Source organism: Halobellus rufus (genome assembly GCF_000739575.1).
In the GTDB taxonomy this organism is placed as follows: domain Archaea; phylum Halobacteriota; class Halobacteria; order Halobacteriales; family Haloferacaceae; genus Haloquadratum; species Haloquadratum rufum.
Window position 1 is genome coordinate 85538 of the sequence record NZ_BBJO01000025.1, and the last position, 13873, is coordinate 99410.

Here is a 13873-nt window from a genome sequence, read left to right on the forward strand (position 1 = left end):
AACGGACGGGACGGGTCGAAAAATGCCTTGCGCCCGCGGGCACCCCTGCCGAGGCCTGTGACGCGCCGTCGAGATCGTCGAACCTACTCGTCGTCGAGGGTCGAGAGGAACCCGAGTACGTCGTCGTTGACGCGTCTCGACGCCTCGACGTGGACGAGGTGGCCCGCCGCGTCGACCGCGCTGAACTCCCCGCGGGGCAGCCCCGACGCCAGCGCCTCGCCCCGTTCGAGCGGCCAGACCGCGTCGTCGGTCCCGTGGACGACGAGCGCCGGAGCGGTGATCTCGTAGAGCCGGTCGGAGACGTCGAAGTCGGCGACGGCCGCCGCCTGCGCCTCCCACGCGGCCCGCTTGGCGTCCTCGGCGGCGCGCCACTCGACCATCTGGGCGACGGCGTCCGGATGGGATTCGACGAACTCGGCCGAGAGGCCGGCGCGCAGCGAGCGTTCGAGGGCGTCGGGGTCGTCGAGGCCGCCTCGGAGCGGAGCGAGATCGAGCCCGCCTCCGCTGGCGGCGGTGCCGAGGAGGACGAGGCTATCGACGCGAGCCGTCGTCCGCGCCGCCTCCAGAGCGACCATCCCGCCGAGCCCCGCGCCGACGACGTGCGCCGACCGGACGCCCGCGTCCGAGAGGACCGCGGTGAGGTCGTCGACGAGCGTCGGGACGTCGTACGGCCCCGATGGCGCGTCCGAGCGACCGCACCCCCGGAGGTCGGCCACGATGCTCCGGTACGGCCCCGCGACCGCGGCGTGCTGCCATCCCCACTGCCACGCGCCGTAGCCGACGTCGCCGACGAACGCGACGGGCTCGCCCGAGCCGTCCGTCTCGTAGTAGAGTCCGACTCCGCCGTTCTCGGTGTAGGTCACAGGTGTGCGTCGGGCAGGAGCGACTTAGCGATCCCGACTCGGAGAAACGTCCGGCGAGCCCGACCCGCGGGGTCGCACTCGGCAGTCGTCGGTCACCGGTCAGACGGCGCGGATTCTGGCCGTCCACTCCACGGACTCGCCGTCGCCCGCGACGTCGCACTCGACGACCGCGTCGAACAGCGTCTTGAGTAGTTCGACGGTACGGTCGTCGACGACGGACGGATCGAGGTAGAAGTAGCCCGTCGCGTCGGCCGCGCGAAGCCGCGTCGTGAGCACGTGGAGGAAGCGGTAGACGCTCTGGGTGTCGGCGTACTGAAGCAGGACCGTGAGCGACTCCACGGTGACGGTCGCGTCGTCCCACTCGGAGAGGTACGGGGTCGACTTGACGCCGACGCCCGTGAGGTTCGACGGGCTGGCGACCGTCTCCACGTCGAGGTCTCGGTCCCCGAGGTCGCCGCTGGCGAGTTCCGGCGTCGTGATGAGCGCGGCCGCCGCGGGTTCGCCGCCGAGGATCTCACACCACGAGTCGAACCACGCTGCCGGCGGCTGTGAGAACGAGATGCCGAGCAGCGTCGTGTCGCTTCCCCCGTCGACGAACTGCCGTTTGCACTCGGCGTCGTCGACGGCGGCAGCTTGGGGACGGAGGAACAACACGGTCGCTGCGTCGTCGACCTGTGCGGCGACCTGCGCTATCGAGGACACAGTGTTAGATTCTCAATATGTGTCGATAAGTCTTGTGTCGAACGACGCAGCTCCGTACCCCGATTCGGACGGCTGACGGCGGAAACCGACGCGTGTCTCAGGCGTCGCTCACGCGCTCTGGACGGCTCGGAGCACGTCCGGCGCGTCCTCCAGTGCCTCGTCGAGCGCGTCGACGTCCGGGCCGCCGCCCTGTGCGAAGTCCGGCGGGCCGCCGCCGCCGCCACCGACGGCGGCCGCGAGTCGACCGACCACCTCGCCGGCGTTGATGCCGACGCCGTCGGGAACGCCGACGACGAACTGGGCGCTGCCGCCGGCACCGGAGCCGAGGACGGCGACTTTGCCCTCCTCGACCAGCGCGTTCGCCGTCGCGCGAAGCTCGTCCGCGTCGCCGTCGAGCCGGCGGATCACCGCGGGGGTCCCGTCGACGTCGACCTCGTCCTCGCCGGCCGCGGCGCGGGCCTCCGCGAGTTCGGTCTTCAGCCGGTCGATCGTCTTGCCGCGCTCCTTCCACTCGGTGAAGAACCGCTCGGCGGTCTCCGGGACGTCCTCGGGCGTGACGTCGAGCACGTCCGCGGCGTCGTAGAGCGCGTCCTCGGTGCGCTGGGTCGCCTCGATGGCGGCGTCGCCGGCGGCGAAGACGATCCGCTCAACGCCGTCTTGGACCGGCTCGGTCGTGAGGATCTTGATCGCGCCGATGTCGCCGGTCCGGCCGACGTGCGTCCCGCCGCAGGCCTGCACGTCGTCGTCGATGGTGATCGTCCGGATGTTCTGTCCCGGCGGGATCCCGCCTGGTAGAGGTCGAACCCGTGTTCGGCCTCCGCCTCGTGGCGGTCGGGCCAGTTCTGCTTGACCGCGCGGTTCTGCATCACGAGGTCGTTCGCGACGAGTTCGATCTGCTTGACCTCCTCGCGGGTGATCCGCGAGTAGTGTCGGACGTCGAGCCGGGAGCGCTCCGTGCCCTTCTGGGCACCGGCCTGCCGGACGTGCTCGCCGAGGACCTGCCGGGCGGCGTAGCCGATGATGTGGGTGGCAGTGTGGTGACGCATCAGCCGACGGCGGCGCTCGACGTCGAGCTGTCCGCGGACGAACTCGCCCTTTCCGGGGTTGCCGTCGGTGCGGTGGAGCACGACGCCGTCGCGGATCTGGACGTCGGTGACCTGCACGGTCGTGTCGTCCGTCGAGAGCGTCCCGTGGTCGGCTGGCTGGCCCCCGCCCTCCGGGTAGAACATCGTCTGATCGAGGACGACGTCGTAGCCCTCCTCGCGCTCGATGACGTCGAGGACGACCGCCTCGAACTCGGTGCGCTCCTGATCGTCGTAGTAGAGCTTCTCCGTCTCGGGGAGGTCCGCGAGGCGCTCCTCGCGCGCGGTCGACGCCGTCGAGGCGTCCCCGCCGCCGTGTCGCTCCGCGACCAGCGAGTAGAAGTTGTCCGGGACATCGACGTCCGCGCCCGCGTCGGCGGCGATCTCCTCGACCATCTCCGGCTGGATGCCGTGGGAGTCGTACAGTTCGATGAGTTCCTCGACCGGGATCGCCTCCTCCTTTTCGGCGTACTCGGCCGCGAGGGCCTCGACCTTCCGCCGCCCGCGTTCGAGCGTCTCCCGGTACTTCCGCTCCTCGGTGCGGACGATGTCGCGGATCGTGTCGCGGTTCTCGTAGCCGAGGCGCTTCGCCTGCATATCGACGAGTTCGTCGAGCGGGGCGTCGACGCCGACGTCGTCGACGAGGCGCTTCGTCCGGCGCAGCACCATCCGCGCGAGGTAGCCGGTTCCCACGTTCGAGGGGACGATCTCGTCGCCGAACATATAGGCTAGCGTCCGGCAGTGGTCGGCGATCGCGTAGATCGTTTCGAGGGGGTGGAGCAGTTCGGTGAGTTCGTCGCTGTCGACGTCCAGTTCGCTCGCGACCTCGGCGCGCGCCGCCGTCAGGTCGTCGATCTCGTCGATGTCGAGATATCCCGAGAGCTTCGCCGCGCGGTGGACGAGTTCCTCCTCTTCCTCGCTCAGGGAGATCCCCGCGTTCTCCTTGAGGAACTCGATCATGTCGGGGTAGACCGCCTCGTAGACCGTCGGCGTCCCCTGCGACACCCACGTCCAGCGTTCGAGGCCGTAGCCGGTGTCGACGATGTAGGTGTCCATCGGCGAGTACCGGTTGCCGTCCTTCATCTCGTACTCGCCCTCGTCGTCCTGTTCCATCGACATGAAGACGAGCGTCGCGAGTTCGGCTCCCCGGTAGAGGACCTCGAACGCCGGCCCGGCGTTGCCGCCGCCGACCCACGGGTCCTCGATGTAGGTGATCTCTTCGAGGTCCGCGCCCATGTGCTCGAAGAACTGATCGCAGAGCTCGACGGTCTCGTCCTTCCAGTAGACCTCTCCCGAGTAGGCGTACTGGTCGCCGGCCTCCTCGCGGGCGTTGAACGCGTGGTGGGCCATCATCTCGAAGGCCATCGTGTGCCGACCCGTCTTGCCGACGTTGTCGATGTCCTGCATCCGGATGCAGGGCTGAGAGATGCAGAGCGGGTTCGCCGGCGGCGGCGTCTGCCCGCTCGTGACCAGCGGCTGGAAGTCGTAGACAGACGCCTGCGTCAGGAGGACGTCGTCGCGCCAGCGGTTCGCCGCGACCGGGTACGGCTCGATGCGCTCGTGGCCGTGCTCCTCGAAGAAGGAGAGGAACTCCTCGCGCATCTCCTCGAGGGTGTACTCCTCGTCGAACCCGGGGTTGTCGATGAAGGAGTAGTCGTCCGCGGGCGGCTCGCCGCACGTCTCGCGGTCGGGATCGCGCGTCCAGAAGTAGACGTCGGTCACCGGGCACTGTTTCCGGTGGAATCCCTCCTCCTCGAAGTATTCGAGACGATACTCCGCTTCGAGTTCACTCATTACCCGTCAGTTGACCCACGGCCGGGTAAAACAGTTCCGGGTGCGGGAGAGGCGGACGGGCGTTCGAGGGCCTTTAACGACTGATTAGCGGGCGACGGCGACCCACTTCCCTCGGTCGACGCCTACTCCTCGGCGGCGAGAGAGGCCAAGAGCGCCTCCAACTGGACCCGCTCGTTCGCCCCCGCGGTGATCCGGTAGTCGGCCTCGCCGATCCGCTCCATCAGCCGGATCGTCGTCCGCTCGTCGAGGTCGAAGTCCCACGCCGAGCGGTGCAACTGGTCGATGATGTCGCCGCCGGCCATCCCGGTGTCGACGAGCAGGTGTTCGAGTTGCGAGCGCGCGGACGCGAAGTCGCCGTCGATGGCCGCCCGCACCATCTCCTCGATCTCCTCGGGCCGCGCCGTCGACGTGATCAGATACACCGCCTCCTCGTCGACGACGTCGCCGGTGGTGGCCGCCGCCTGCAGGGAGTTGATCGCGCGGCGCATATCGCCGCCCGCGGCGTAGACGAGCGCGTCGAGACCGTCCTCGGTGATCTCGATCCCTTCCGCCTCGGCGATGTCTTCGACCTGCTGGCGGATCGCGTCGTCCGAGAGCGGCGAGAAGCGGAAGACGGCGCATCGAGACTGGATCGGGTCGATGATCTTCGAGGAGTAGTTACACGAGAGGATGAATCGCGTGTTGTCGGAGAACTGCTCCATCGTCCGGCGGAGCGCCGACTGGGCGTCGTCGGTGAGCGAGTCGGCCTCGTCGAGGAAGATGATCCGGTGGTCGTAGCCGCCGAACGACGACCGCGCGAAGTTCTTGATTCGGTCTCTGACGACGTCGATCCCGCGCTCGTCGGAGGCGTTCAGTTCGAGGAAGTTGTTCCGCCAGTCGTCGCCGTAGATCGCGCGGGCGATGGCGGTGGCCGAGGTGGTCTTTCCCGTTCCTGCCGGTCCCGCAAAGAGCAGGTGCGGCAGGTCGTCGCGCTCGACGTAGGACCGAAGGCGCCCAACGATCTCCTCTTGGCCGTAGATGTCGTCGAACGTCTCCGGTCGGTACTTCTCGATCCAGATCTCGCGTCCCGCCGGGGCCCCCTCCGAGGCGTCGGCCTCACTCATACGCGAGACAGGGGGCCCGTGGCTCATAAACCACCCGCGTTTCGGTCACCGACTCGCGGTCGCCGCCGAAGCTGAACGCGAAACCCGTCCGAGATGGAAGCGAAACCGGAAAGCCCGCCGCGACCGAACCGAGCGTATGCGCGTGACCGTGGACGTCGTCGGCGAGGGAGAGGAGACGGTCGAGGCCGACGAGGGCGACACCTACGCCGACGTCGTCCGCGCGGTCGGCTACTCGCCGCACGAGGTGTCCGTGATGATCGACGGCAGTCCCGTGCCGGAGGACCAGCCCGTCGAGGTCGAGCGCGTGCGAGTGCTCCGACTCATCAAGGGCGGCTCGTCGCCGCGGTGACTCTCAGATCGTGACCGTCGAAATCCGCGAGTCGACGCCCGACGACGCCGACGACGTCGTGAACCTGCTCGACGCGGCGATGCTGGAGTTCGATCGCCAGCGGGTGCGCCGACTCGTCGCCGACGGCGAGGCGCTCGTGGCAGTCGACGAGGAGGGGGCGGTCGTCGGAGCGTGCGTACTCGGCGTGGTCGACGGCGACTCCGTCGTCGCGGTCGTCGACAGCGAGGCGGACGCCGACGCCGACAGCGACCCGAGCGAGATCGAGTCGATCGCCGTGCGCCGCTCGCGTCGCGGGCGCGGGATCGGGCGGGCGCTCGTCGACGCGGCAGCGACGCGCGCGGCGGGGCCGCTCGTCGCGCGCTTCCGCGAGCAGGTGCGGCCGTTCTACGCGGCGCTCGGCTTCGAGATCCGTCGAGTCGACGGAGAGGAACAGGAAGACGATGGCGACGACCGCCTGTGCGGAATCCTCAGATGAGCGGCTCCACCAGTTCTCGGCCCGCTGTCAGCAACGCGTCGGCGCGTTCCTGACTCGACGCCTCGGTGTAGATCCGCATCTTCGGCTCGGTGCCGGAGGGCCGGACGAGCAGCCACGAACCGTCTTCCAAGAGGAGCTTGAACCCGTCGAGCGTCACCACCTCGGCGATGTCGCGGTCGGCGACTCGCTCGGGGAGCGCGTCGTCGAGGTCGTCGATGACGCGCGCCTTCTCCGAATCCGGACAGTCGAGGCTGACCTTGTCGGAGACGATGTCGCCGTGAGCGTCGAGCAGGCGGTCGACGCGGTCGTCCATCGGTTCCTCGGCCGCGGCGGCCGCGCCGAGCAGCCCCATCAGGACGCCGTCCTTCTCGCGGACGTGCCCGCGGATCGAGAAGCCGCCGGACTCCTCGCCGCCGATGAGCGCGTCGTGCTCGGCCATCGCGTTCGCGACCCACTTGAACCCGACCGCGGTCTCGAAGACCTCCTCGCCGTGCGCCTCCGCGATGCGGTCGATCAGGAACGTCGTCGAGACCGTCCGGATCGCGGGCCCAGAGTCGGATTCGAGGAGGTACTCGTAGGCGGCGGCGTAGAAGAGGTTCTCGTCCAGATGACCGCGCTCGGGCGTCACGAACGCCACGCGGTCGGCGTCGCCGTCGTTCGCGACCCCGAGGTCGGCGTCGTGCTCGGCGACCGCGTCGACGAGCGGTCCGAGGTTCTCCGCGCTCGGCTCGGGCGGCGTGCCGCCGAAGTCGGGATCGCGCTCGTCGCGGACGCTGACGACCTCCGCGCCCGCCGAGCGGAGGAGTTCGTCGGTGACGCCGCGGCCGGAGCCGTGCATCGCGTCGTGGACGACCGTCAGTCCCGAGAGGTCGGCGTCGACGAGGTCGCGGGCGTGCGCGAAGTGCGGCGTCACGACGTCAACCGTCTCGATCGTTCCGCGCTCGGCTTCGGGCAGGAAGTCCGGTTCGGCCAGATGCGCGGCGACCGCGTCGGTCACCTCGGGGAGCGCGGGCGCGCCGTCGGACGGGATGAACTTCACGCCGTTGTACTCCGGCGGGTTGTGCGACGCCGTGATCATCAGCGCCCCCGAGAGTCCGCGGTCGACGATGGCGTACGCGACGAGCGGCGTCGGGCAGTCTCGCTCCGGCAGGAGGACGTCGAACCCGTTGCCCGCGAGCACCTCCGCCAGCGAGTCGGCGAAGCCCTCCGAGGTATCGCGGGCGTCGTAGCCGACGAAGACAGGGTCGTCGTACCCCTCCTCCGCGAGGTAGTCGGCGACGCCCTGACCGACGATCCGCACTCGCTCGTCGGTGAAGGTGTCGAGCGTCGCCCGCCAGCCGTCCGTCCCGAACGAAATCGCGTCCATACGGAACCCTCGCCGTCGTCGGATAAAAATCCCCGTCGACACCACGCGGGAGAGAGGATCCGTCTCAGCGACGCCGGGTAGCGGCGTCGACCGTCGACGAACGTTTATCCCGGATGACGGGGCCAACCCGGCCGTGAGCTGAGTTTCGACCCGCGCCGGGTAGCGGTTGTTCGGCACGTCGGCGCGGGTGCGGGAGCGCGAGAGCGGGGCGACGGGGCGCAGTCGTCTCGCGAGCGCTCGGGGCAGGTGCCGACTGTTCGCCAATCAACGTCGCGTCGGTACCGTACCCGTGGTCCTTTTCGCCGCTCGGCCCCCAGACGGGGGTATGATCACCGTCGTCGCCGTCTCCGGCAGCCGCCGCGAGCGGAGCTACACCCGCAAGTCCCTCCAGATCGTCCTCGACGCCGTCGGGGGAGACGGCGTCGAGACGGACCTGATCGACCTCGGCGCGGTCGATCTCCCCCTGTATCACCCCGATCGCGACGAGCAGGGAGCGTCCGCGGAACTCACACGACGGGTTCGGGACGCCGAGGCGGTGCTCCTCGGCTCGCCCGTCTACCACGACTCCTACTCCTCGACCTTCCGCAACTTCCACGATTACTGCTCGAAGGACGAGTTCGCGGACACGGCGGTCGGCCTCGTCGCGACCGCCGGCGGCGGATCCTACGGCGCGACTCTCGAGCATATGCGGAGCACGGTCAGAGGCGTCCACGGCCACACGGTGCCCGAACAGGTCGGGATCCGCCGGGCGTCGCGGAAGTTCGACGGCAACGACCTCGCGGACGAGGACATTCGAAGCCGACTCGAAGAGCTGGGCGTCGCCGTCGTCGAGGAGGCGCGACGGCTGCATCCGAACGCGTAGCCGAGCCGAACGAGGGGCTCGTCGCTGCGGTCACAACGACGTCGGTTCGGGCGATCCGGTCGGGACGATGATCCGCTCGCCGTCGACTTCGTGTACGGAGACGTCGATCCCGTACACCTCGGAGATGGCGTCGGCCGGGATCTCCGCGGGCGGTCCCTGCGTCCGGACGCCGTCCTCGCCGAGCAGCACGAGCCAATCGCTGTAGCGGAACGCGAGCGTCAGGTCGTGCATCGCGTGGAGGATCGCGAGCCCGTTCGGCGCCTCCCGCCGCAGCAGCGAGAGCACCTCGACCTCGTGACGGATGTCCAGATCGCTGGTCGGTTCGTCCAGAACCAGCGCTCGCGGCTCCTGTGCGAGCGCCCGCGCGAGGACGACCTTTTGGAGTTGACCGCCACTGAGGGCGTTGACGTCCCGCATCGCGAGGTCGTCGAGCGACAACCGGTTCAGGAGCGTCGCGACGACCCGTCGGTCGCGAGCGCCCGGGCGCGCCCCGAAGTGCGGCTTCCGGCCCATCAGCACCGTCTGAAAGACGGTCCGCGGGAAGTTCGTGGGTTCGTTCTGCGGGACGTACCCGACGGTCCGGGCCAGTTCGTCGCGGTCGAAGGTCCGGACCGGCCGCCGGTCGACGGTCACCTCGCCCGCGAGCGGGTCGAGGAGCCCGACCGCGCATTTGAGCAGCGTGCTCTTTCCCACGCCGTTTGGGCCCAGTAACCCGACGATGTCGCCCGGGTGCACCTCTAGGGAGACGTCGGCTACGACTGCGTCTCCGTCGTAGCCGCCGCTGACGCCGTCGAAGGAGATCACTGGGTCGACGGACGCCCCGTCGGACCCCCCGGCACTCCCCGCGGTGCGTCCGTCGCTCACCAGTACTCCCTCCCGCGGAGGATGAGATAGAGAAAGAGCGGGACGCCGACGAACGAGGTGACGATCCCGACCGGGAGGACGATCGGCGAGATGATCGTCCGGGCGACCGTGTCCGCCGAGAGCAGCAGCGCCGCGCCGGCGACGGTCGAGGCGGGGATGAGGATCCGCTCCTCGCCGCCGATGAGCCGTCTGACGATGTGCGGGACGACGAGACCGACGAACCCGATGATGCCGAAGAGGGCGACGACGACCGCAGTCACGAACGACGCGAACACCATCCCGAACAGCCGCGTCCGTTCGACCGGGACGCCGAGGCTCCGCGCGGTCTCGTCGCCGGCGTTCAGCACGGTGTACGCCCACGCCCGCCGGGTGAAGTAGACCGTCACCGCGGCGACGACGAACCACAGCAGCGCGTTGAACCGCCAGGTGGTGCCGCTGACGTCCCCGAACTTCCAGTACACGAGCGCCGCGAGTTCGGTGTTCGTGGCGAAGTACTCCAGGCTCGTCGTGCCCGCGGTGTAGAGCGCCGCCAACGCGATCCCGGTGAGGATGAGCGTCTCCGGCGTCGCGCGCTTGTACTTCGCGACTAAGTAGATGGCCGTAGTCGACGTGAGCGCCCCGGTGAAGGCCGACACGGAGGTGAGGTACGGATCGATAACCGAGAGGATCGGGCCGCTGCCGCTCGTCGTTCCCGTCCCGAGGACGACGATCGAAAAGGCGGCACCGAAGGCCGCACCCTGCGAGATCCCCAGCGTGTACGGCGAGGCAAGTGGGTTCCTGAGAACGCTCTGCAGGACCGCACCGGCGACGGCAAGCCCCGCGCCCGCACCCACGGCGGCGACGATCCGCGGGAGGCGGATGTTCCAGATCACCTGGTAGGCGGTTCCGGTGTCCGTTCCGCTCAGAACCGAGACGGTTTCCGAGAGCGAGACGGGGATCGGCCCGGTGACGACGGCGTAGCCCCAGACGGCCACGAGGAGCGCCGCGATGACGACGATGACGGCGGACTTCTTCCGGGAGCGCCGTCGGTACTGCTCGAGTAGCCGGTCGTTCGACGTCCGAACGTCCGACCCGCCGTCACCGGCCGCTGTCTCCGGGACGTCGACGGACCACTCCGTCGGCGGCGTATCGCGGTCTGCGCTCGCGGTCGGGTTCTCGCGCATCGCGGTGAGTTAGACGTCGAGGCTGCCGAACCCGCGTCTGTACGTTTCCGCGAGGTCCTCGTAGACGGGGGCCCCGACGAACGACTCCCAGATCTCGTCGGCCTTCGCCGCCGGATCGACGTCGTTGAACCGGTCGGGGTACAGGACCGAGCCGGCGTAGTAGGCGTTAGCCAACGCGGTGCCGAAGTTGATGGAGTACTCGCGGACCGGAAAGAGCGTGTAGACGTCGCCGTTTTCGATCGCGGTGACCGACTCGTACTGCGGCTCCGAGAGCGCCTCGTACTCGACGGTCCCCATATCGACGAAGAGGTAGCTCGGGTCCTGATCGATGATCTCCTCGGGGTCGATGTCGATGCGCGCTGCGCCCTTCGTCTCCGTGAGCGTCCCGGTGAGGTCGCTCGCGACGTTGTCCGCGTTGACGAACTCGAGCGGCGTGTACAGCGGCTGTGTCCGGGTGAGTCCGTGGTTCCCGCGCCCGAGGTACCCGACGTACGTCGACGGACGGTCGCCGCCGACGTCGCTCGTCCGCTCGTCGAGGTCGGCGATCGTCTCGTCGGTGAGCGCCTGCACCTCCTCGGCACGCTCGGTTCTGTCGGTGATCTCGCCGATGACGTCGAGCGACTCGAAGAAGAGGTGCCGGTGTTCCGCGTTGATGTCGCCCGGCTGGACGACGACGACCGGGATGTCGGTCTGGCTCTGTAAGTTGTCAGCGTCGGCGCCGTCGCCCCAGGCCCAGATGATCACGTCGGGGTCCTGTTGCAGCAGCAGTTCCGCGTCCGGTTTGTTCCGACGGCCGATCGACGGGAGCTCCGACAGCGACGGGTTCGCGTGGACGTACGGCCGGAACGGCCGCTTCTCGTTCGTCGTCTCGAGGTCCTCGACCGCGATGACGTGGTCTTCGGCGTCCAGGTACGTGATGAGTCGGAGCGCGCCGGACCCGACGCCGATGACGCTCTCGACGGACGCCGGGACCTCGACCGTCCGACCGGCCAGATCCTCGATCGTCCGCGTGGACGCCGATTCCGCGGTGGTCCCGGCCGCCGTCGTCGCGTCCGTGCTCGTCGATCCCGACGTCGGCGTGCCCGAGGGCTCGTCCGTGCCGCTACAGCCGGCGATCGTCGCCGCGCCCGCCGTCGCGACGAGCGTCTGCAGGAACCGCCTCCGCGACCGTTGTTTTGACATAGATACAACGGTTTTTACTCGTAGAGATGAAAGGTTCTGCGATTTCAGCTATGCAGTCCGAATCGGAGTCGCTGCTCGGAGACTCGACGGTGTTGGTCGGAATCGACGACACGGACACGAAAGACAGCGAGCACGGGACGGGGAAGATCAGCCGGCTGTTGGGTGCGCACCTCTCCGAGCGGCTGCCGGACCTCGAATGGACGGGCTGCGTCCGCCAGCAGTTGCTCATCGATCCACGGGTCCCGTACACCACGCACAACAGCTCCGCGACGCTGCTCTGTGAGGCACCTCCGACGATGGACCGCCGGGAGGTCGTCGAGCCCGCCATCGACTTCCTCGAAGCGAACGCCGCGGACGGCTCCGATCCCGGGCTCTGCGTCGGTCGTCGAGCGGACGTCGCGGACGCGGTGCGCGAGTTCGGCGTCGTCGCCGACGAGAGGCTCCTCGAAACCAGAGAGGCCTACGAGCTGGCGCGGGCCTCGGATCTGTTCCTCGCGGCGTGCGGCGGGACGGGCGAGGGCGTCATCGGCGCGCTCGCCGGCGTCGGTCGAACCGCGAGCGGGGAGTGCGGGCGGTTCATCGAGTACGGAAAGATTCGATCCTACGCCGGCACCGAACCGGTCGAACGGCTCCGCTCGGACGGGATCGACGTCGTGACGTCCGAGGGAACGGAGGTCGAATCGGGGACGCTGGCGACCGCCGGCTGGGTGCGTCCGCTCCTCCGCGACGGGTCTCCGGTCCTCGAAGTCGAAGCGCGAGGGAACGGTCGCTACCGCGCGACGAACGCGGACGGGTGACGCTGTCGGAGAGGACTCTGGCCGCCTGCATCGCGGTGGCGACGTCGAGGGGGGCAGCCCCGCTCGACTACGACGAATCGAGCCCGACCAGTCGCGCCTTCTTCCGGCGGGAGAGCTGTTTGATCTCGTACTCTCTGGCATCGCCGCGGACTTCGAGTCGAACGATTCGACGTGGACCAACTCGACGGGGGTCCGCCCGCGGGTGTACTTCGCGCCCTCGCCGGCGTCGTGCTCGGCGACGCGGCGCTCGACGTCAGTCGTGTAACCCGTGTACAGCGACCCGTCGGCGCATTCGAGAACGTACACGTAGTGGTCGTACTCGGTCTCCGACATCGCGCTGCTCAGTCCACGTCGACCGTCTCGACGACCTCCGCGAGCGCGGCGCTGTCGGGAGAGGCGTGGGTCACGGAGAGCGGCGAGACGCTGACCTCGGCGTCGACCATCGCGCGGCGGTCGGTGCCGACGGGGTAGCGCTCGCGGTGCTCCTCGGTCGCGGGGAAGGGGTTCTCCCAGCCGACCACGCCGGGCCACGTCCGGTCGTGGAGGTGGACGATCCGCTCGTCGTCGGCCAACTCGCCGTCGGCCGATTCGCCCCCGTCGGTGCCGAGCGCGCCATCGTCGAGTTCAGCGGGATCGGCGGGTTCGACGTGCTGCTCGTAGTCGTGGTACGGTTCGGTGAGAATGACCGGCGGCGACGGCGCGTCGACCGGGGCGTTGACGTTCAGCAGGTCGACATCGTCGTAGACGCCGGCGTCCAGCGCCCGGGAGACGAGTCGGGTGGCGATCCGGGCGGGGCGGGCGAAGTCGTACTCCTCGGGCGGCGAGAGGAAGAAGTCCGTCGAGTGGTACGCCGAGATCGCGAGCGCCGGCGTCCCGAGGAACGCCGCCTCGATTCCAGCGCCGACGGTGCCGGAGCGCCCGACGACGTAGTTGCCCGCGTTCGGACCGTTGTTGACGCCGGAGACGACGACGTCGAAGTCGGCGTCGAGTCCGCGGAGGCCGTACGCGACGCAGTCGGCGGGCGTGCCGGAGAGGCGGTACCCCCACGGGTGATCGCGGACCCGGGCCGTGTGGGTTCGCGTCCGTCCGACGCCGCTCTGGTTCGCGTCGGGCGCGACGACGGTGACGTCGCCGAGCGCGGTGAGTTCGGTCCTGAGGGTCGCGATACCCGGCGCGTCGATGCCGTCGTCGTTCGTGAGGAGAATTCTCGGCTCCGTACTCATTGCTGGATAGTTCGCGGAGAGACAGGTAGCCCTTCCGGTCGTCGGCGT

At 69.1% G+C, this 13873-nt stretch carries 12 protein-coding genes and 2 pseudogenes; 4 read left to right on the forward strand and 10 right to left on the reverse strand.

Annotated elements, in window-relative coordinates; genetic code table 11:
* Positions 1-83 precede the first annotated feature (83 nt).
* From ACP99_RS11265 to ACP99_RS11280, 4 genes and pseudogenes are all read right to left on the reverse strand, one after another.
* Complete coding sequence (locus ACP99_RS11265) at positions 84-863, reverse strand: alpha/beta fold hydrolase (protein ID WP_049986697.1); 780 nt, start codon at positions 861-863, stop codon at positions 84-86.
* Between the two features lie 99 nt (positions 864-962).
* Positions 963-1565 (reverse strand): DUF7504 family protein, encoded by a 603-nt coding sequence (locus tag ACP99_RS11270; protein WP_049986698.1) that lies wholly within the window; start codon positions 1563-1565, stop codon positions 963-965.
* Between the two features lie 108 nt (positions 1566-1673).
* Positions 1674-4441: pseudogene (alaS, locus tag ACP99_RS11275) on the reverse strand (alanine--tRNA ligase).
* A gap of 122 nt (positions 4442-4563) precedes the next feature.
* Entirely contained in the window at positions 4564-5544 is a 981-nt protein-coding gene (locus tag ACP99_RS11280; RefSeq protein WP_049986699.1) for a replication factor C small subunit, read from the reverse strand.
* A 136-nt stretch (positions 5545-5680) separates the two neighbouring features.
* On the opposite strand from ACP99_RS11280, the gene samp2 reads away from it, so the two are divergent.
* Both samp2 and ACP99_RS11290 read left to right on the forward strand, forming a co-directional pair.
* Entirely contained in the window at positions 5681-5893 is a 213-nt protein-coding gene (gene samp2, locus ACP99_RS11285; RefSeq protein WP_049986700.1) for a ubiquitin-like small modifier protein SAMP2, read from the forward strand.
* A 10-nt stretch (positions 5894-5903) separates the two neighbouring features.
* Positions 5904-6368 carry a GNAT family N-acetyltransferase gene (locus ACP99_RS11290; protein WP_331280771.1) on the forward strand — a complete coding sequence of 155 codons (465 nt, stop codon included), beginning with the start codon at positions 5904-5906 and terminating at the stop codon, positions 6366-6368.
* Here ACP99_RS11290 and ACP99_RS11295 read toward each other — a convergent pair.
* The gene (locus ACP99_RS11295) at positions 6361-7734 is read right to left on the reverse strand and encodes a phosphoglucomutase/phosphomannomutase family protein (protein ID WP_049986702.1); all 1374 of its coding nucleotides are present in this window, start codon (positions 7732-7734) and stop codon (positions 6361-6363) included. The two genes, ACP99_RS11290 and ACP99_RS11295, sit on opposite strands and share 8 nt — an antisense overlap.
* Positions 7735-8059: 325 nt before the next feature.
* Between ACP99_RS11295 and ACP99_RS11300 the strand changes: the two genes are divergently transcribed.
* Positions 8060-8596: an NADPH-dependent FMN reductase gene (locus tag ACP99_RS11300; RefSeq protein ID WP_049986703.1), complete on the forward strand. Its 537-nt coding sequence runs from the start codon at positions 8060-8062 to the stop codon at positions 8594-8596.
* 30 nt (positions 8597-8626) lie between these two features.
* Here the strand turns inward: ACP99_RS11300 and ACP99_RS20035 are convergent, their stop codons facing one another.
* From ACP99_RS20035 to ACP99_RS11315, 3 genes are read right to left on the reverse strand one after another with little or no spacing between them, the layout of a single operon-like run.
* Positions 8627-9460 carry an ABC transporter ATP-binding protein gene (locus tag ACP99_RS20035; protein WP_197052438.1) on the reverse strand — a complete coding sequence of 278 codons (834 nt, stop codon included), beginning with the start codon at positions 9458-9460 and terminating at the stop codon, positions 8627-8629.
* The gene (locus ACP99_RS11310) at positions 9457-10623 is read right to left on the reverse strand and encodes a FecCD family ABC transporter permease (protein WP_081927434.1); all 1167 of its coding nucleotides are present in this window, start codon (positions 10621-10623) and stop codon (positions 9457-9459) included. The genes ACP99_RS20035 and ACP99_RS11310 overlap by 4 nt, the downstream gene beginning before the upstream one ends.
* A 9-nt stretch (positions 10624-10632) precedes the next feature.
* The gene (locus ACP99_RS11315; RefSeq protein ID WP_049986705.1) at positions 10633-11805 is read right to left on the reverse strand and encodes an ABC transporter substrate-binding protein; all 1173 of its coding nucleotides are present in this window, start codon (positions 11803-11805) and stop codon (positions 10633-10635) included.
* A gap of 50 nt (positions 11806-11855) precedes the next feature.
* Between ACP99_RS11315 and ACP99_RS11320 the strand changes: the two genes are divergently transcribed.
* On the forward strand, positions 11856-12602 hold the full coding sequence (locus tag ACP99_RS11320; RefSeq protein ID WP_049986706.1) for a hypothetical protein: 747 nt from the start codon (positions 11856-11858) through the stop codon (positions 12600-12602).
* 67 nt (positions 12603-12669) lie between these two features.
* Here ACP99_RS11320 and ACP99_RS19265 read toward each other — a convergent pair.
* Together ACP99_RS19265 and surE are read right to left on the reverse strand one after the other, a co-directional pair.
* Positions 12670-12935, reverse strand: a pseudogene (locus ACP99_RS19265) (GIY-YIG nuclease family protein).
* Positions 12936-12943: 8 nt separating this feature from the next.
* Positions 12944-13825, reverse strand: coding sequence for a 5'/3'-nucleotidase SurE (gene surE, locus ACP99_RS11325; RefSeq protein ID WP_049986707.1), 882 nt, complete (start codon positions 13823-13825; stop codon positions 12944-12946).
* Between the last annotated feature and the right edge of the window lie 48 nt (positions 13826-13873).

Excerpts from the sequence above, each read along its gene's own strand:
- ACP99_RS11310 (WP_081927434.1), bottom strand. The coding sequence starts at position 10,623 with ATGCGCGAGAACCCGACCGCGAGCGCAGACCGCGATACGCCGCCGACG.
- ACP99_RS11300 (WP_049986703.1), top strand. The coding sequence starts at position 8,060 with ATGATCACCGTCGTCGCCGTCTCCGGCAGCCGCCGCGAGCGGAGCTAC.
- samp2 (WP_049986700.1), top strand. The coding sequence starts at position 5,681 with ATGCGCGTGACCGTGGACGTCGTCGGCGAGGGAGAGGAGACGGTCGAG.
- ACP99_RS11295 (WP_049986702.1), bottom strand. The coding sequence starts at position 7,734 with ATGGACGCGATTTCGTTCGGGACGGACGGCTGGCGGGCGACGCTCGAC.
- ACP99_RS11315 (WP_049986705.1), bottom strand. The coding sequence starts at position 11,805 with ATGTCAAAACAACGGTCGCGGAGGCGGTTCCTGCAGACGCTCGTCGCG.
- surE (WP_049986707.1), bottom strand. The coding sequence starts at position 13,825 with ATGAGTACGGAGCCGAGAATTCTCCTCACGAACGACGACGGCATCGAC.
- ACP99_RS11280 (WP_049986699.1), bottom strand. The coding sequence starts at position 5,544 with ATGAGTGAGGCCGACGCCTCGGAGGGGGCCCCGGCGGGACGCGAGATC.
- ACP99_RS11320 (WP_049986706.1), top strand. The coding sequence starts at position 11,856 with ATGCAGTCCGAATCGGAGTCGCTGCTCGGAGACTCGACGGTGTTGGTC.